This window comes from Roseibium sp. AS2 (assembly GCF_038900065.1).
Lineage (GTDB): Bacteria > Pseudomonadota > Alphaproteobacteria > Rhizobiales > Stappiaceae > Roseibium.
The window spans coordinates 1-16,316 of sequence record NZ_JBBMQN010000006.1 but is presented as its reverse complement, the minus strand read 5'-3'; the positions used below and the strand labels follow the sequence as shown (position 1 = coordinate 16,316).

Below are 16,316 nucleotides of genomic sequence, written 5' to 3'. Positions count from 1 at the left end.
GCTGCAGTCTGGTTAGGCAATTGGAAACAAAAAAGAAGTAGCTTGGCTTACAAGTCAATGACAGGGGGACAGGTATGGAATGTTTGCACCCGGTTCTGGGCGCCGGTGAGCTGGCAGCCGAACTGCTGGAGGAGGCAAACATAAACGCCCAAACCGGCCTTGCCACAGACTATCTCAACCACTTCAACGAAGTGATGATGCTTCTCGAGATGCTGCCTGACATGCCCGATTGCACGGCGGATGTGCTCGAGTGGGAGCCGCTCGACTACGAAGGCCATTTCGAAAACTCGACCTTCAAGGACAAGAACCTCGCCATCCGGGCCTATCATGCGGCCCCTGCTCACTTGCGCGAACATCTGGAAGTGCATGTCGCCGAGATCAACGGCGTGGTCGGCAGCATTCAGGACCAGTTGCGCTCAGCCGCCGACCCGACCCAGGTGGCGGCGGAAATCGCCCACAGGGCGACGCACGAGATCAAGCCCCTGATCGCCTTTGCCGGGGCCATCATCCACGGTCACGTCGAAGCGGAAGCCTCCCAGCACGAGGGCGACGGCGCCCAGGCAGAAATCGACGCGCTGTTCGCCTGAACAGAGTAGCTTGAGATCAGGTCTCCCCGAACCGGGGCGGCCAGCCTTCGCACCGATCGCAACCCCGTCAGATTGCCGAGGATGCCATGTCCAGGTTTTATCCCGACGCCCCCCGTGCCGCCGTCAGTGTCCTGTGTCACCGCGACGGCTGCGCACTTGTGGTCAGGCGCGGTAAACCGCCCTACAAGGATCACTGGAGCCTGCCGGGCGGATTGATCGAACTCGGAGAAACGCTTGTTCAGGCGGCCGCGCGGGAACTCCTTGAGGAAACGGGTGTGACCGCGCATCTTGGCGACCCGGTTGAAACCTTCGACTCCATTCAGCGGGACGCGGACGGCCGCGTCGCCACCCATTTCATCCTGACCGTTTTTTGCGGGGCCTATGCCTCGGGAACACCCGCGGCCGGCGACGACGCCGCGGCCCTCGACTGGGTCCTGCCCGGGGAGCTTGACGAACGGCTTACGACCCCAGGCACACCCGAGCGCGTCCGTCGGTTGCTTGGCGGCGCCTGAAGCGTATTCCGGCCACTATCTACCCTACTTCGGCCCCGCCGCGCGGTGCCGCAGCATGCCGCGGGCGGGGTCGTAGCCGATCAGCGCGCCTGTCATGAAAACGGCGAAGGACAGGGCAACCCACATGAGCGCCGCGCCGTTGAATTGCCCGTACAGCGAAAACCTGATCAGTTCGACCGCATAGGTGAACGGATTGAAGGCGCAGATGTCCCTGAGAAGGGGAGAGCTCTCGGCCATCTTCCAGAGCGGATACAGCGCGCTCGACAGGAAAAACATCGGAAAGATCACGAAGTTCATGACACCGGCGAAATTCTCGAGTTGCCGGATCGTGGAGGAAATGAACAGCCCCAGCGCACCGAGCATGAGCCCTGAAAGGACAAGCGCCGGGAAAAGAAAGACATAGCCCATCGCCGGCATGTCGATGCCGAACAGAGCCGCCAGGGCAAGAAACACGTACACCTGAACAATGGACACAATGGTTCCCGCCAGGATCTTGCAAAACAGGAGCCAGCCGCGCGGCAAGGGGCTGGTCAGCAACAGGCGCATGGAGCCCATCTCGCGGTCGTAGACCAGCGACAGCGAAGATTGCATCGCGTTGAACAGCTGGATCATGCCGCACAGGCCGGGCACGATATAGACCTCATAGGTGATGTAGGTCTGGTACGGCGGGATAATGGACAGGCCGAGGGCCGCCCTGAAACCGGCCGCGAACACCACCAGCCACACCATCGGCCGCACCAGGGCGGCGAAAAAGCGGCTTCTCTGATTGATGAACCGCCAGCCCTCGCGGAAGACAATGGCTTGCAGCGCTGCGAGATAGCTCTTCACCCGGCGTCCACCTCTGCCTGTTGCCTGCTGGTCAAGGCCTTGAAGGCGTCCTGAAGGCGGCCGCCCGCGCACAGGCTGTCGGCCCGCTCATGCTTGAGGATGCGCCCCCGGTGCAGGACGACGACGTCGTCCGACGGCCTGATTTCATCGACGAGATGCGTCGCCCAGAAGACCAGCAGCCCGGTCTGGGAAAGGTCGTGGACATGGTCGGTGATCGCGATGCGGCTTTCGATATCGAGCCCGACTGTCGGCTCGTCCAGCAGCAGGACCTTCGGTTCATGGATCAGCGCGCGGGCAATCTCCATGCGGCGGCGATGGCCGCCGTTCAGCTCGCGGACCTTCTCTCTTGCGCGCTCGGACATGTCCAAACGCTCCAGGGCCGCGTCGATGCGCTTTTTCGCATGGGCCCCGGACAGGCCCTGCAGGGCGGCGAAATATTTCAGGTTCCACGCCACCGACATGTCCAGATCCAGGGTCGGCTGCTGAAACACCACCCCGAGCGCGGCCAGGGCCTTGCGCGGTTCGCGCGCAAGATCGTGACCCGCGATCCGGATCGAGCCTTCCCGCGTCACGAACAGCCTGGTCAGCAGATTGAAGAGTGTGGATTTGCCGGCGCCATTGGGACCAAGCAGAGCGCAAAACCGCCCTGCTTCAAGGTCGATGGTGACATCATCCAGAGCCTTTTTCGGTCCGTAACTGTAGCTGACATTGCGGACCGAAAAAATCGTCATGCGCTCTGATGCCCCCGGACACCCGGTTTACTGGATGGTGATCTCGACACGCTGGTTCTCACCCGTGGAACCGGGCTGGCGCAGGAAATAGCGACCGGGCTTGATCGCCAGAAACTCGATCTCCATCGTGCCCTCGTCATCGAACTCGACACTTTCCAGACCGAACGGGCGGATCTCGAGACCGTTGACGACGACCTCGTTGACCCAGATCGCCCGGAAGAACCCGGACCCTTCGAGGGCCAGTTCAGCACTGCCGTCGGAGACGATTTCAATCTCGTACATGGTCCCGGATTTCAGCACGAGCGGACCGTCGGAAATCGGTTTTCCCGAAGACAGGGTCAGGTCGGGCAGCTCTTCCCGGTTCGTCTTGTCCAGAATCCCTGCGAACCCGAATTCGTGTGCCTGGACCGGTAGAGACAGGACAAACGCGGCCAGACCGGCGCCCAGAATGCCTTTCAGGTTGATTTTCATGATGCTTCCTCCCTATCAAATTCCATTATCCTGCAATCGGGAACCACTGTTGCCGGGGAGCCCGCAAGTTCAAGTGTCCGGTCCGCAAGCTGGCGGGCCTCGTCCTTTTCGTGGGTGACGAACAGGGTTGCCGGCGCCACTTCCGAAATCAGCGTCCTGGTCAGGGCGATCATGTCCGCCGCCGTCGCCTTGTCCAGCGAAGCGAAGGGTTCGTCCAGGATCAACAGCTCCGGGCGCCCCGCAAAAGCCCTTGCAAGCGACAGGCGCCGTTGCTGACCCAGCGACAGTTGCCTTGGATACATGTCCGCCTTGTCCGCCAGCCCCACCTTGGCAAGCATGTCCCGCGCCGCCGTTTCCTCGAGCCGGGGATGAATGATCAGGATATTGTCGATCGCCCTGCGCCAGAGCAGAAGCGTCGGTTCCTGAAACACGATCGCCATGGCTTCCGGTCGACTGACCGTTCCCTCGAAATCGGGATCTATCCCGGCGACGAGCCGCAACAAGGTGGATTTGCCGATCCCGGACTTGCCCAGAATGGCAAGGCACTGGCCGCGCTGCAGCTCAAAGGCGACATCTTTCAGGACCCGGGTCGGGCCAAAATTCTTGGTCCTGATATCGACCGAGATCATGCCTGCCTCCATGCCTGGACCCGTTTTTCAACGGGCTGCAGCAACAGCCATTCGATTGTCAGCATCAAGGCGATGAAGCTCAGCGAATAGACCAGCACCATGGCCACGTCGAACAGCTGGAAATACAGGTGGATCTGAAACCCGATGCCGTTTGAGCGGCCGAGAAACTCGACAACGAGGACCACCTTCCAGATCACGGCAATGCCGGAACGCGACGCGCCCGCGATATAAGGCGCCAGTTGCGGCACCACGAAGTGGCGCAGATAGGTGACCGGACGGACACGGAAGACCGTCGCCATCGATTTCAGTTCCCGGTCGAGTGCCCGCGCGCCCTCGCGGATGATCGTCGCTACGCCGGGGATCTTGTTGAGCGCGACCGCCGCGACCGCCGCGGTCTCGTTCAAACCGATCCACAGGTAACACAGCACGATCAGAACGAGGGCGGGCAGGTTCAGGAACACCACCAGCCACGGGTCCAGCCATTTGTCGAGTTCGGGGCGCGTTCCCATCAGGAACCCGAGAACGATGCCCACTGCAAGGGCGATGCTGAAGGCGGCGATCACCCGCGCAACCGTCATCGTCAGATGATAGGCCAGTTCTCCCGACATCAGCTCCTGCCAGAACGGCTGCACCAGCGCAGCCGGTGACGGCAGGACCGTCGGGTCGTTGCCAATCGCTGCCAGGAGGAACCAGGCGCACAGGAACGCCGTCAGGGAAATCGCGCGGATGATCGGCGTCGCCAAGTGCTTCTACTCGAGTTCTGCGAACAGGCCGGGCGGCAATTCCCGGGCGCCGCCGACAAGTTTCTCGCCGCCAAGACTGACCATCAGGCTGAAGAATGTTGCCGCACCGTCCTCGTCGATATTGCCTGGAGCCGGAATGCCCGCCCTGAAATCCCGGCGAAGCGCCTCGAAGGCCGCATCGGACTTCGCGTTCATGCGCGGCCGCAGAACCTCCCAGGCAGCATCGTCCCCTGCCAGCAGATCTTTCGCGGCCCGCGACGCGCCATAAAGTGCACTGGCCATCTGCGGGTTTTCGCGCAGATAGCTTTCCTTGAGCACATAGCCAAGCAGCGGAATGTCCGGATCAAGCCCGAGTGCGGTCGCGGCGGTTTCGACGGATATCAGTTCCCGCATGCCGGCGGCCTTCATTTTGGCCAGGAAATGCCAGAAATTTATGGCCCCGGCCGTGTCGCCGCCCAGACCGGCCTTGAAGATCAGCGGCGGCGCACCGAACACCTGTTCGGTCTCGGCGGCCAGATCAAAACCATATTCCTTCTGCGCGTAGGCTTGCAGGATGAGCCAGCTTTTGTCGACCGGCCCGCCGGCGATACCTATCTTTTGGCCGCGCAGGTCCTTCAAGGTCGTCGCCGTGCTGTCCCCGGGCACCACCAGCCCGCCGACGGCCCTGGAATAGGGAACGAACACATAGTCCTTGCCGGCAGCGCGCTGCCTGGCGACCCAGATCCAGTCGGCGACCGCCAGGTCGGCCTCGCCGCCTTCGAGAGCGACCCGTGTCGCACCATTGTCGGCATAGGGCACGACGGAGAGCTCGAACCCGTTTTCGGTGTCGAAGCCATTCCGCTTGATGGTGTCCAGTTCCCAGTTGACGGTCCCGATCTTGAGAACCGCGGCACGAAGGACAGGCAGGTCCGAGGCAGAGACCCTTGTCGCGGGAGACAGCGCAAGCGCAAGGCCCGCGCACAGCAGGCCCCCGAGGATCCGCCGCCTGTGCGTCCGTCCGGCGAGAAATCGCCGTATTTTCGAGACCGCAGTTTGCTGCCTGTGCATCTGGAACCCTTCCAATTTCATTTTGCGTTGACCGCCGGATCAGTCAGGTGCGACCACGACCCCCCAGGGCTGCTGTCCGACCTGGATCGACTTTACCGCTTCCTGTTCGGCGACATCGATCACGGTGATGTCGTTCGAGTTGCCGTTGGTCGTCAACAGGTATTGTTCGCCCGGTGTGAACTCGAGCTGCCAGACACGCTGGCCGACAAGTATATAGCGAACCACCTCGTTGCTGGCGGCGTCAATGACCGCGACCCGGTTCGCCGGCCCGAGGGCCACGAACAGCCACTTGTTGTCCGACGTGATCCGCATGCCGACCGGCTGCAGCCACTCGGGCTGGACGCCGGCAACCTCGAACCCGATCTTCTTGACCAGTTCGGGACCGGCCTCGCCAAGCATGTCGATGACGGACACCGTTCCGCCGATTTCCGAACTGACGTAAAGCGTCTTGCCGTCATTGGTGAAACGGGCGTAGCGCGGGCGCTGGTCCACCAGCACGTTGTGCTTGATCTGGTAGTCTTCGGTGGCGATGAAATGCGCCATGTTCGTCGTCTCGGACGTGTTGACCACAAACCGCACATCGGGGCTGACCGCCATGCCCTCGGGTTCGACACCGACGGGAACCTCCGCGACCACCGTCTTTTTGGCGGTATCGACGACGGTGACCAGGTTGTCGTCCTCGTTGGAGACATACAGCGTGCTTCCGTCCGGGCTGATGACGAACAGTTCCGGGTCGGGACCGGACGGCAGGGACCACAGGAATTCGTAGGTATCGGTATCGAACACCTTGATGGTGTCGTCGTCGGACGCGCACACGTAAAGATGCTTGCCGTCCGGGCTGATGCCGATGCCCCTTGGCCGGTTGCCGGCGGGGAATTCGGCGATCTGTTCCCAGGTTGCGCTGTCGACGACGGTCACCGTGTTGCCGCGCTCGTTGCTCACGAACACCTTGTTCGCGACCGCCGGACCGGAAACCAGAAGACTGCCGGCCAGCAGGAGCGCAGGCGCCATGCGGCCAAAAAGGGAAGGTGTTGGCGAAAATTTTCGAAGGTGCCGCATCATTTCCGGTCTCTCAATTGTTGAATGCCTCACAGGCGGATTCCGCTTCATCGATGCCGAGACTGTCCAGGGGGGACCGGTGGTGCAGATAGCCGTCCTGCGGGGACACGCTGACCGTGATCTTGCTGTCGGTGAGAAGAACCGGCTGGCGCATCTGTCCGTTCCAGGCCCGAAAGGTGACCTTCTGACCCTTGAAGGCCGCGAGTTCGAAAGCGTCGCTCAGTATATAGTCCTTCAGGATTTGCGGATCGTCGCTTTGCGCACGCGTGACCGCTTCGCCGATGACGCGCAGCGCGACCCAGGCATTGTAATCTTCCGGCTGGATGTACCGGCCGCTCTGTTTTTCGAACCGGCGCTGGAACTGGGTCGCTCCCCAGGCTTCATGGGCGGCGTGAAAGGTCACCGGGCGCAGTCCGCCGGATCCGGCGACCGGACGCGGCGTCCAGGCATGGAAGGGAAGGTAGAGCGCGAACACGTCGCTCTCGTCCGCCGCGACGATGACATCGTGCTCGTCGGCCTCCTGGGTGAAGACCGGTATCTGGCGCTGCACCAGCACATGGCCGCTGTCGGCCCGGCGCGATCCGCCTGTGTCCTCGAACACCCGCTCCTCGACGATCCTCGCACCGAATTTCTTCGCTGCCCGGCGATAGGCTTCCGCGAGTTTCACGTCGCGGGGATTGGAGCCCTCGACCAGGAACCAGCGCGGCCATTTCTTCCACACCAGGAACTGGGCCAGCGCATCCGCGAGCATGACCCGGCTGGGTGCGACATGAAGCACGTTCGCCCGGCAGTCCCGGTCCCGCAGGCTGGTTTCCGGAGCGCTCGCGTTGAAAACAAGGACATCCGGGCCGGCGAGATCCGCCACCTTCAGGACATCCTCGCCACGCCCGATCACCACGATAATTTTCAAGCCGTTGCCGATGAACGAGCCGACCGCCTCCTCGATGTCGCCGGGGGCGGACGTCGCGGTTTCCATCGAGAATGCGTGCCCCAGGAAGGAACCGGTCGTCTGATTGTCCTCGTTGCCGAGCCCGGCACCGGCGAACCCCAGATCCTCCGGCTTGCGGTCGTAGCGCGAGACGGGCGCCAGCTCGGGATAATCAACCCGAAGAACACCGACAGTCACGTCGAGAGCCATGGCGGCCTGGATTTTTGCGAAAGGAAAAAATCCGAAAGTGAAAACAAGACAGTACACAGAAATCACAATCAAGGACTGTAACATGGACGTATCCGATCCTCCCGGTTCTCGAGAGTGTGCCAAAGCCGCCACGGGAAACAAATCGATACTTTAGGATCTATTGCCGTGCAATTTGAGCGACATACTATAATCGGATGAAGCTTTTCATTGTGCTCACGGTCGTCCTTTTACTCAACGCCAGCGCGCTGGCGGAAGGACTGCCGCGCGGCAGCAAGGTCGCGTTTCTGGGGCTCGGCTTCGTCGACATGTCGACGGAAGGTGCCTTCAACGGCGAAAGGGACGACGAGACACGGCGGCTCGCGCTTCTCGAACAGCTTGTCGTCAACCGGTTTCGCAATGAGGGCATGATCCTGGTCGATATTGCACCGGTCGCGGACAAACTCGACAGCATCGCCAATCCCGGAAATTGCTACGGTTGCGATGTGCGCATGGCCAAGGCGCTCGGTGCCGACTTCGCGCTCGTGGGCGCCGTCCACAAGATCTCGAACCTGATCATCTCGATGAACCTGTTCCTGCGCGATGCCGGGACGGGCAAGGTTCTGTATGCCAGGGCGGTCGATGTCCGAACCAACACCGACCGGTCCTGGAGCCGCGGCATGAATTACATCCTGAAAACCGCCTTCTTCAAGGAATAGACCGACAATGCACACTGCTCTTCGGATCCTCGCCTTTCTGTTTCTGTCCTCGTTCGCGTTCCAGAGCGCGCAGGCACACGGCCCCACACGCCAGAAGGTCACGCTCACGCAAGAGGTCGCCGCACCGCCCGCCGAAGTCTGGGCGGTGGTCGGCAACTTTCAGGACATGAGCTGGCATCCCGCGGTGTTCAGCACGACCGGCGCGGGCGGCAACGACATCGACGCGACGCGGGTGCTTACGCTCGGACAGGACGGCGGGCCAACGCTCTCCGAAGTGCTCTACAAATTCAGCGACGAGAAGATGAGCTATTCCTACCGGATCACCGACGTGAAGGTGGAGGTTCTGCCCGTCACCAACTACTCCTCCCACCTGACCGTCAAGCCGGGCGCAAACGGCGGTTCCCTGGTCGAGTGGCGCGGCGCTTTCTATCGCGGTTACCCCAACAACGATCCGCCGGAAAACCTGAACGACGAAGCCGCGATCGCGGCGGTGACAGCAGTCTACAAGGCCGGTCTCGATGCCCTTCAAAAGCGTTTTCCGGGGAACTGAGCGCCGCAGTTTCGGTGTTGCCCTGTTGTGTGTCCTCCTCACCTCCCCCGCGGGCGTTCCGGCGTTCGCGGGGTCTTTTGCATTCGTGACCAATCAGAGCAGTTCCGATCTCAGCGTGCTGGATCTTGACCGGCGCCGCGAGGTCCGCCGGGTTCCGGTGGCCGGGCAACCCGCCGGCATTGCTGTCAGCTCCGCGCTCAACGCCTTTTATACCGTCAGCCCGGAAAGCAAGACCGTTCGCCGGTTTTCCCTGGCGACCTGCGAGGTCCTGGCGGAAACGACCGTGCCAGGCGGCCCGGTGGGCATAGCGGCCGCCCCGCGCTCCGGCCTCGTTTTCGTCTCCGACTGGTACAACGCCCGCATCTTCGTGCTCGATGCCGATAACCTTGCGATGACCGGCGAACTGGAAACAGGCGGCGCTCCGGCCGGGCTGATCGTTGCCGGAGACGGCAGCTGGATCGCCTCGGCCGACCGGGATTCAGACCAGGTTTCGATCTTCGATCTGCCAGCCATGACCCTGCGTGCCCGCGTCAACGTGGGGGAGCGCCCCTTCGGCATCGCTGTGGATCCACAGGGGCGCATTCACGTGGCGAATGTCGGCTCGGATACCGTCACCATCATCGATCCCCGGTCCGCTGCGGTTGTCGCCACGGTGGCGGTCGGCGACCGCCCCTACGGGATCGCCTTTGCCGGCGGGCACGCCTTCACGACCGACCAGTATGCGGACACCGTGAGCATCTACCGGCTATCCGATTTCGAACGCGCGGGATTGCTGGAAGTCGGCGAGGCGCCGGAAGGCATCGACGCCACGCCGGACGGCACTCTGATCGTCTCGACCAACTGGTTTTCAAACACGGTCAGCCTGATCGATCCGGCGACCATTGAAGTCGTCGGTGACATAGAGACCGGCGACGGTCCGCGCGCCGTCGGACGATTTATCCATGAATTTCCGGGAGGATATGTGCCATGTCAGGACCCCCAGGGCATCGAATGAACCGGCCGGTCCGAATGGCCGTCGCCCTTGTTGCCGCCCTGCTGCCCGCACCCGCCGCTGCAATCGAGGACACCTGGCCGGCGCTGCGCTCGGAGCTGTTCGGAGACCGGTTTCTCGCGGTTTCCGACGAGGTGATCAGCATCGACACGCCCTATCGCACCTACGACGATGCCCGCACCGGTGTCACCGTTCGGCTGGCCGCGCCGGAAGGACATGCGTTCAGGGAGCTTTATCTGATCCTGGATGAAAACCCGATGCCGGTCTCCGCCCTGTTGAGCTTCACCCGGCCGCAGACCGCCTTCGAGTTTGCCGCGACCATGCGCTTCAACGGTCCGACCCCCGTCCATGCGGTGGCCGAACTCGACAACGGTCAGCTTTTTGTCGCCGAGACATTCGTGAAGACCTCCGGTCAGGGCGCGTGCTCCGCGCCTCCGGGCACCGATCCGGACGAAGCGCTCGCGACCCTTGGACAGATGGAGCTCGTCATCAGGCCGCGCACCAGAGCCGCAAGCCTCGTCAAGGCCTACCGCGCGGGCCCGCCGGCCGGCCTCGCGCTGGATGTGAAGATCAGCCACCCGAGCCATTCGGGCATGCAAAGGGATCAGATCTCCCTACTCTACATTCCGATGCGCTATGTCGAGACCCTGGACATCGACCTGAACGGTGCGCCCTTTGCCACGATGACCGGCAGCATTTCCTTGAGCGAAAACCCGCAGGTCACCGTTTCGGTTCCCGCAGGCACAAGGCGCGTCCGGGCAAGACTGACGGATACCGACGGCACGGCTTCCGAAGTGGAACGCGATCTGGCTGACTATTGAGCGGTGGGGTTGCCACGCTCGAGAGGGTCACTACTGTTCCGGTTCGGGCTTGAGCTCTGTCACCGGGAAATCCTCGAACGTCCAGCCGTCGGTTCCTTCCGGATACCAGTAGACCGTCTCGTAGCCGTACTCCAGCGCGCGTCTGGCCGCGTTCCAGGACATCCAGCATTCATCGAGACAGAAAAACAACACCGGATGCGCGGTGTCGTCACCGGTGGCCTTTTCGAGGCCGGAGCGGAAATAGTCCGCCGTCTTTCCGGCGATCCGTCCATAGCCGACGTTGGGCAGCCACAGGCTTCCGGGTATCGACAGGCGTTGCTTGTCACGCCAGATTGTTCCCGCGGGCAGATTCTCCGGTTTCGGGGCGCGCGGCAGAACATCGATGAAGGCGGTGGCGCCCGCCTGCCAGAGCGCGTGCGCCTCTTCGCTGGAAACGACCGCGCCGCCGCTCAGCGTCTCCGGAACCGGCCCCCGGTAAGGTTCTTCCCGGTAGTCTTCCGGCTCGGGAACGCCTTGCGCGAACAGCGGCGCCGGCAATAGCGCCAAGGCAGTGACGATGAAAGCGGCACGCAGCGTCCCCTCGCGCAACGGACCTGCAGACGGGATGGATCCCATAGCTACTCTTCCCCGTAAGGCGCCGTTCCCATGTCGTTCAGCAGCGGCACGCCGGCCGTCTGCAGGAGATCGTTGATGTCATCCTTGTTTCTGCGGATCAGGGAATTGAGCCGGCGTTGCCAGACCTTTTCGCCCTGGCGGACCCCCATGGTGATGCGGAACACCAGACGTGGCGGCAGGGTTTCGGCGATCAGCGGCGTGACCTTGAAGTCGGGATGCCCCTGCTTGACCAGCGGACCTCCGATCGGCCCCCACAGGATCGCCGCATCGATCTCGCCTTGCTCAAGATCGGAAAGCATGTCGAGCGCGGGGGATTCGTGCCGTCTGTCCACCATCAGGTGGTAGGGTTTCGCGGCGGCGATCAAACCGTTGCGCGCCATGTGGGACGCGGGTGGCGACCCGGCAATGATCCCGATCCGCTTGCCCTTGAGCTTCGGATCCGCAAGCGTTTTCACCTCCGACAGGCCGCTGCTGCCGGGGACGATCAACGTATAGGCGGATGTCATGTAGTGATTGGTATTCAGGACGAGCTCATGGCCCTGAGCATACCCCATGATCACGTCGCACAGGTTCGCCCGCAAAGTGTTGCGGACAAACCCTGTCGCCATCGGATACCAGGTATATGCGACGGGCCGTTCGAGCCTGGCCGCAACCAGGTCAGCCAGACGGTTCTCGTATCCGGCGCCCGCCTTGTCGGAAAGCGGAAGATTGGCCGGGTCCGCGCAGACACGAAGCTCCGTCTGGGAAACGAGATCCGATGTCTGGGCGCCGGCCGCCCCGCCCCACCCCAGGACGAGCGCCGCAGCGAGCGGCCACGATACGGCCCGGGCGACCTGCTTCCAGCGCGGCCGGACCGCCCCGGCAGCCTTGCCGCATTTGTTCAGGACCGACAACCGGCGCTGGAGATCAGCCACCGAGACACGCATTTTCTTCCTCTCGGATCACGTCCGACTTGGCTTCCTTCTTGCGCGGGCGTCCGCGTGCGACCGCGTCGGTTCCCCTGGCTTTCAGATAGACATAGATGTCGTTGATGTAGCACATCACATTGGGATTGGTGCCGAACGCGGGCATCACCGAATTCTCGGATGCGTTGACCTTTTTCCGGCCATTGGTCACGACTTCGAGAAAGTCGTAATAGTCCATGTCGAGCGCGGACTTCTTCAAGGCCGGCGCATAAGTCGAGCCTTCGCCCTCGGGCCCGTGACAGACGTGGCATTCGGAATGATACCGGCGGAAACCGGAATAGGTCGGCCAGTCGATCGTGCCGTCTTCCTGCACATTGTACGTGGGGATGTCATCTTCCGTGTAGTAAATGCCATCTTCGGAATAGGCCACCGCGACCAGGGCCTCGTCATAGGCCTGCTCCGCCACTGCATGGGCCCCGATTGAAACCGTGGCTGCAAACACAGCAGTTACACAGATCAGTCTGATATTACTCATCGCCTGTCCTTTGAGAACCGGTCCGCCGGCAATCCGCGCTGCCGGGCTGTGCAGAACCGGGAATTCAGTCCGGCGGTATTCACCGCCTTCGACGCGAACCGGCGCAACCTGAGTTGACTGCGCCGGTTCAGTTGTCGTTCCAAACCGATCAGTTCGGGAGCGCAAAGACCGTCAGCTGACCACCCAGTGCGGTGTAGTCGCTCAACGCCGCATAGCCGCCGACAGCGCCAAGGCCGTCGTTCGGGTTGGTGAGCCCGGCCGCGAGGCCGATGCCGGCCCAACCGCCAACACCCGACAGGATAGCGACATACTGCTTGTCGTTATGCGTGTAGGTCATGACGTTGCCGATGATGCCCGACGGGGTCTTGAAGCGATAAAGCTCTTCACCGGTCTTCGCATCCACAGCCTTCAGGTAGCCTTCCAGCGTGCCGTAGAACACGATGTCGCCGGAGGTTGCCAGAGCACCGGACCAGACAGAGAACTGCTCCGGAATGGACCAGACGATTTCACCCTTGGTGTTGTCCCAGGCAATGAAGTTACCCATGCCACCATGGCTGTCGCTCGGCGGGTACATTGCAAGGGTCGCACCCACATAGGGCTGTCCTGCGGTGTAGCTCACGCGGAACGGCTCGTAATCCATGCAGACGTGGTTCGTCGGCACGTAGAACAGACCGGTTTCCGGCGAGTAGGAGGCAGGCTGCTGGTCCTTGGACCCGAGCGCGGCCGGGCAGATGCCGGTGGAGTTGACGTCTTCGCCGTTCTGCTCGGTCGAATATTGCGACACCACCTGCGGACGGCCGTACTGGTCGGAGTCCGGATCCATGACGACTTCCGTGGCCCAGTTGACCGTCGGGTCATACTTTTCGGCGACAAGAAGCTCGCCCGTGACGCGGTCCAGCGTATAGCCGAAACCGTTCCGGTCGAAATGGGTCAGGAGCTTGCGGTTTTCACCGTTGAATTCCTGCTCCGTCAGGATCATTTCATTGATCCCGTCGTAGTCCCATTCGTCGTGCGGTGTCATCTGGTAGAACCAGCTTGCAATGCCCGTGTCGACGTCGCGGGCCATGATCGTCATGGACCAGCGGTTGTCACCGGGACGCTGAGCAGGGTTCCAGGTCGAAGGGTTGCCCGTCCCGTAATAGACGAGGTTTGTGTCCGGATCGTAGGAATACCAGCCCCATGTGGTGCCGCCTCCGATCTTCCACTGATCGCCTTCCCAGGTGTTCAGGCCGGAATCCTTGCCGACAGGCTTGCCGAGATGGGTGGTTTTTTCCGGGTCGACCAGAATATCGCTGTCCGGGCCCATGGAATAGGCACGCCAGGCGAGGGATCCGTCCTCGGTGTTGTAGGCCGTCAGCGAGCCGCGAACACCGAATTCACCGCCGGAAATCCCCACGATGACCTTGTCCTTGACGGGCAGCACGGTCGCCGTGTTGGTTTCACCAATCGTCGGATCGCCGTTTACGACAGACCAGAGTTCCTCACCGGTCTTGGCGTCGAGGGCCACCAACTTGGTGTCCGCCTGGTGCAGGAAGATCTTGCCGTCGGCATAGGCCACACCACGGTTGACCGTGTCACAGCACATGACGGGAATGACGTCCGAATTCTGTTTCGGCTCGTATCTCCAGATGATCTTGCCGTCTTCGTTCAGATCGAGCGCGTAAACGGTGTTCGGGAACGGCGTGTGCACATACATGACGTCGCCGATGACCAGCGGAGAGCCTTCATGGCCGCGCAGGACACCCGTTGAAAACGTCCAAGAAACCTGCAGGTCCTTGACGTTGTCCTTGTTGATCTGGTCGAGCTTTGAGAACCGCTGGTTCTTGTAGTCGCCGGTCTGGATGACCCATTGGTTTGGATCGTCTATCATTTTTTGCAAATTCGCGTCCGCGAATGCGGTGCCGGCGCTCAGCACAAGCATAGCGACAGAAGTGAGTAAACGTCTCATCGAATCCTCCCTTAACGAGACAAGTCCAATTCAAACTCCTGACCAGGGTCGACGTTCTGTTTGAATTCCGAACCGGTCACTCCCACCGCGCGGCACTCAATCGAACTGTCAAATCCAGCCATCTCCTCCAAAAGCTGTCCTAAGATCCTCCTTCCACTTCGAAGGTCGCGAGATAAGCGACAATGTTCTGACGATCCTTTTCCTTGCGCAGTCCTGCAAAACTCATCTTCGTTCCCGGCAGAAAAGTTTTGGGCTTCGTAAGAAATTCATTGAGATTTTCAACAGTCCAGACCAGCTGATCCTGTTCCGCAGCCTTCAAAAGCGCCTTGGAATACTTGAACCCGCTTTTTGCAGCCGCTGACTGCCCGACCACACCGTTCAGGACCGGCCCGACCTTTGCCTTGGCATCGGCACCAACCGCATGGCAGGCCTTGCACTTTCGAAAGACTTTTTCGCCCTTCGCCGGGTCTCCCGGTTCAATCGCGTGCGCCGGACCAAAATGCCACAAGACCGACGACAGCACAATTAAAGAGAGTGCAATCCTTTCATTCAACCTCACTGCGCCGCCTCCCGGGCAGGGACCGCAGCCTGGCCGTTTCCGCAGAGCCTGTCCGCATGCCAGGCAATGTGGTCGCCTCCAAATGTCGATACGAAAAAGTAGGAATGGTCGTAGCGTTCCTGCAAACGGATCACCGCGGGCTGGCAGGTCTCGGTGACCACTCCGGCAATGGCGTGCGGGCGCAGCAGGTTCACGAATTGATCATCCGCACCCTGATCGATGAGGATTTCGCCGTTCCAGCCACGTTCGCGCAACAATATGGTTGCGTCGTAGTCGGCCCATTCAGCCTCATCGTCCCCCAGATAGGCCGTCAGCTGTTTGCGGCCCCACGCGGACTGCGTCGGGTTGGTGATCGGCGCGAATGCCGACACCGACTGGTAAAGATCCGGATTGCGCAAGGCAATGATCAGTGCCCCGTGGCCTCCCATGGAATGCCCCGTTATACCGTGACGGCCATTGACCGGAAACGTGTCCTGGACCAGGTCGCGCAACTCCCTGACGATGTAGTCATACATCTTGAAGTGCGCATTCCAGGGTGCCTTGGTCGCATTGACGTAAAAGCCGGCTCCCTGCCCCAGATCATAGGCTTCGTCATCCGCGACGCCGTCTCCACGGGGGCTCGTGTCCGGAAACACCAGTGCCAGGCCGTGTTCGGCGGCATGCGCCTGAAGGCCCGCCTTGGTCATGGCGTTTTCATGATTGCAGGTCAGTCCCGAAAGATACCACAGGCACGGCACCGGTCCTTCGGACACCTGCGGAGGCAGGAACACCGCGAAGGTCATGTCGCAGGCACAGACCTTCGAGGTGTGTTTGTACACCGCCTGCATGCCACCAAAGCATCTGTTTTCGGAAACGGTTTCCATTTCATACCCGCTTCAGTAAAGCACGACGGAGCGGATCGATTCGCCGGCATGCATCAGGTCGAAGCCCTTGTTGATGTCTTCCAGGGGCA

Annotated in this window: 20 protein-coding genes; 6 read left to right on the top strand and 14 right to left on the bottom strand. The window is 61.6% G+C overall.

The genetic code is table 11. The features are described 5' to 3' along the window. Positions 1–74 precede the first annotated feature (74 nt). Positions 75–587 carry a hypothetical protein gene (locus WNZ15_RS18010; protein WP_342894399.1) on the top strand — a complete coding sequence of 171 codons (513 nt, stop codon included), beginning with the start codon at positions 75–77 and terminating at the stop codon, positions 585–587. An 86-nt stretch (positions 588–673) separates the two neighbouring features. Further along, the gene (locus WNZ15_RS18005; RefSeq protein WP_342894398.1) at positions 674–1,099 is read left to right on the top strand and encodes an NUDIX domain-containing protein; all 426 of its coding nucleotides are present in this window, start codon (positions 674–676) and stop codon (positions 1,097–1,099) included. Positions 1,100–1,123: 24 nt separating this feature from the next. Here WNZ15_RS18005 and WNZ15_RS18000 read toward each other — a convergent pair whose 3' ends face one another. The 8 genes from WNZ15_RS18000 to WNZ15_RS17965 form a co-directional block, all read right to left on the bottom strand. Then, positions 1,124–1,927 (bottom strand): ABC transporter permease, encoded by an 804-nt coding sequence (locus WNZ15_RS18000; RefSeq protein WP_342894397.1) that lies wholly within the window; start codon positions 1,925–1,927, stop codon positions 1,124–1,126. After that, positions 1,924–2,658: an ABC transporter ATP-binding protein gene (locus tag WNZ15_RS17995; protein WP_342894396.1), complete on the bottom strand. Its 735-nt coding sequence runs from the start codon at positions 2,656–2,658 to the stop codon at positions 1,924–1,926. Before WNZ15_RS17995 ends, WNZ15_RS18000 begins: the two co-directional genes overlap by 4 nt. A 27-nt stretch (positions 2,659–2,685) precedes the next feature. Beyond that, entirely contained in the window at positions 2,686–3,129 is a 444-nt protein-coding gene (locus tag WNZ15_RS17990) for a hypothetical protein (RefSeq protein ID WP_342894395.1), read from the bottom strand. Continuing rightward, positions 3,126–3,758: an ATP-binding cassette domain-containing protein gene (locus WNZ15_RS17985; protein ID WP_342894394.1), complete on the bottom strand. Its 633-nt coding sequence runs from the start codon at positions 3,756–3,758 to the stop codon at positions 3,126–3,128. Before WNZ15_RS17985 ends, WNZ15_RS17990 begins: the two co-directional genes overlap by 4 nt. Beyond that, positions 3,755–4,477 (bottom strand): ABC transporter permease, encoded by a 723-nt coding sequence (locus WNZ15_RS17980; RefSeq protein ID WP_342894688.1) that lies wholly within the window; start codon positions 4,475–4,477, stop codon positions 3,755–3,757. The genes WNZ15_RS17985 and WNZ15_RS17980 overlap by 4 nt, the downstream gene beginning before the upstream one ends. A gap of 30 nt (positions 4,478–4,507) precedes the next feature. Beyond that, complete coding sequence (locus WNZ15_RS17975; RefSeq protein WP_342894393.1) at positions 4,508–5,548, bottom strand: ABC transporter substrate-binding protein; 1,041 nt, start codon at positions 5,546–5,548, stop codon at positions 4,508–4,510. A 39-nt stretch (positions 5,549–5,587) separates the two neighbouring features. Next, positions 5,588–6,559, bottom strand: a complete 972-nt coding sequence (locus WNZ15_RS17970) for a PQQ-dependent catabolism-associated beta-propeller protein (protein ID WP_342894392.1) — start codon at positions 6,557–6,559, stop codon at positions 5,588–5,590. Between the two features lie 61 nt (positions 6,560–6,620). After that, complete coding sequence (locus tag WNZ15_RS17965; RefSeq protein ID WP_342894391.1) at positions 6,621–7,745, bottom strand: ABC transporter substrate-binding protein; 1,125 nt, start codon at positions 7,743–7,745, stop codon at positions 6,621–6,623. Between the two features lie 194 nt (positions 7,746–7,939). On the opposite strand from WNZ15_RS17965, the gene WNZ15_RS17960 reads away from it, so the two are divergent. The 4 genes from WNZ15_RS17960 to WNZ15_RS17945 all read left to right on the top strand — a co-directional run bounded on the left by WNZ15_RS17960 (position 7,940) and on the right by WNZ15_RS17945 (position 10,802). After that, on the top strand, positions 7,940–8,440 hold the full coding sequence (locus WNZ15_RS17960; RefSeq protein WP_342894390.1) for a DUF3280 domain-containing protein: 501 nt from the start codon (positions 7,940–7,942) through the stop codon (positions 8,438–8,440). 7 nt (positions 8,441–8,447) lie between these two features. After that, complete coding sequence (locus WNZ15_RS17955; RefSeq protein ID WP_342894389.1) at positions 8,448–8,990, top strand: SRPBCC family protein; 543 nt, start codon at positions 8,448–8,450, stop codon at positions 8,988–8,990. 85 nt (positions 8,991–9,075) lie between these two features. Next, positions 9,076–9,984 (top strand): YncE family protein, encoded by a 909-nt coding sequence (locus WNZ15_RS17950; protein WP_342894388.1) that lies wholly within the window; start codon positions 9,076–9,078, stop codon positions 9,982–9,984. Positions 9,985–9,998: 14 nt separating this feature from the next. Beyond that, positions 9,999–10,802 (top strand): quinoprotein dehydrogenase-associated SoxYZ-like carrier, encoded by an 804-nt coding sequence (locus WNZ15_RS17945; protein ID WP_342894387.1) that lies wholly within the window; start codon positions 9,999–10,001, stop codon positions 10,800–10,802. 30 nt (positions 10,803–10,832) lie between these two features. Here the strand turns inward: WNZ15_RS17945 and WNZ15_RS17940 are convergent, their stop codons facing one another. The 6 genes from WNZ15_RS17940 to fghA form a co-directional block, all read right to left on the bottom strand. Beyond that, positions 10,833–11,417, bottom strand: coding sequence for a PQQ-dependent catabolism-associated CXXCW motif protein (locus WNZ15_RS17940; RefSeq protein ID WP_342894386.1), 585 nt, complete (start codon positions 11,415–11,417; stop codon positions 10,833–10,835). A 2-nt stretch (positions 11,418–11,419) separates the two neighbouring features. After that, positions 11,420–12,343 carry a substrate-binding domain-containing protein gene (locus tag WNZ15_RS17935; protein WP_342894385.1) on the bottom strand — a complete coding sequence of 308 codons (924 nt, stop codon included), beginning with the start codon at positions 12,341–12,343 and terminating at the stop codon, positions 11,420–11,422. Next, complete coding sequence (locus WNZ15_RS17930; RefSeq protein WP_342894384.1) at positions 12,324–12,857, bottom strand: c-type cytochrome, methanol metabolism-related; 534 nt, start codon at positions 12,855–12,857, stop codon at positions 12,324–12,326. Before WNZ15_RS17930 ends, WNZ15_RS17935 begins: the two co-directional genes overlap by 20 nt. Positions 12,858–13,005: 148 nt before the next feature. Then, positions 13,006–14,805, bottom strand: a complete 1,800-nt coding sequence (xoxF5, locus tag WNZ15_RS17925) for a lanthanide-dependent methanol dehydrogenase XoxF5 (RefSeq protein ID WP_342894383.1) — start codon at positions 14,803–14,805, stop codon at positions 13,006–13,008. A 139-nt stretch (positions 14,806–14,944) separates the two neighbouring features. After that, a complete protein-coding gene (locus WNZ15_RS17920; RefSeq protein WP_342894687.1) occupies positions 14,945–15,358 on the bottom strand; it encodes a cytochrome c family protein in 414 nt (137 codons plus the stop codon). Positions 15,359–15,360: 2 nt separating this feature from the next. Continuing rightward, positions 15,361–16,227, bottom strand: coding sequence for an S-formylglutathione hydrolase (gene fghA, locus WNZ15_RS17915; RefSeq protein ID WP_342894382.1), 867 nt, complete (start codon positions 16,225–16,227; stop codon positions 15,361–15,363). Positions 16,228–16,316 lie beyond the last annotated feature (89 nt).

Bases quoted from the DNA above. Each gene is read 5' to 3' on its own strand.
- WNZ15_RS17965 (WP_342894391.1), bottom strand. From the start codon at position 7,745: ATGGCTCTCGACGTGACTGTCGGTGTTCTTCGGGTTGATTATCCCGAG.
- WNZ15_RS17930 (WP_342894384.1), bottom strand. From the start codon at position 12,857: ATGAGTAATATCAGACTGATCTGTGTAACTGCTGTGTTTGCAGCCACG.
- WNZ15_RS17975 (WP_342894393.1), bottom strand. From the start codon at position 5,548: ATGCACAGGCAGCAAACTGCGGTCTCGAAAATACGGCGATTTCTCGCC.
- WNZ15_RS17940 (WP_342894386.1), bottom strand. From the start codon at position 11,417: ATGGGATCCATCCCGTCTGCAGGTCCGTTGCGCGAGGGGACGCTGCGT.
- xoxF5 (WP_342894383.1), bottom strand. From the start codon at position 14,805: ATGAGACGTTTACTCACTTCTGTCGCTATGCTTGTGCTGAGCGCCGGC.
- WNZ15_RS17955 (WP_342894389.1), top strand. From the start codon at position 8,448: ATGCACACTGCTCTTCGGATCCTCGCCTTTCTGTTTCTGTCCTCGTTC.
- WNZ15_RS18010 (WP_342894399.1), top strand. From the start codon at position 75: ATGGAATGTTTGCACCCGGTTCTGGGCGCCGGTGAGCTGGCAGCCGAA.
- WNZ15_RS17960 (WP_342894390.1), top strand. From the start codon at position 7,940: ATGAAGCTTTTCATTGTGCTCACGGTCGTCCTTTTACTCAACGCCAGC.
- fghA (WP_342894382.1), bottom strand. From the start codon at position 16,227: ATGGAAACCGTTTCCGAAAACAGATGCTTTGGTGGCATGCAGGCGGTG.
- WNZ15_RS17970 (WP_342894392.1), bottom strand. From the start codon at position 6,559: ATGGCGCCTGCGCTCCTGCTGGCCGGCAGTCTTCTGGTTTCCGGTCCG.
- WNZ15_RS17945 (WP_342894387.1), top strand. From the start codon at position 9,999: ATGGCCGTCGCCCTTGTTGCCGCCCTGCTGCCCGCACCCGCCGCTGCA.
- WNZ15_RS17990 (WP_342894395.1), bottom strand. From the start codon at position 3,129: ATGAAAATCAACCTGAAAGGCATTCTGGGCGCCGGTCTGGCCGCGTTT.
- WNZ15_RS17985 (WP_342894394.1), bottom strand. From the start codon at position 3,758: ATGATCTCGGTCGATATCAGGACCAAGAATTTTGGCCCGACCCGGGTC.
- WNZ15_RS17995 (WP_342894396.1), bottom strand. From the start codon at position 2,658: ATGACGATTTTTTCGGTCCGCAATGTCAGCTACAGTTACGGACCGAAA.
- WNZ15_RS18005 (WP_342894398.1), top strand. From the start codon at position 674: ATGTCCAGGTTTTATCCCGACGCCCCCCGTGCCGCCGTCAGTGTCCTG.
- WNZ15_RS17935 (WP_342894385.1), bottom strand. From the start codon at position 12,343: ATGCGTGTCTCGGTGGCTGATCTCCAGCGCCGGTTGTCGGTCCTGAAC.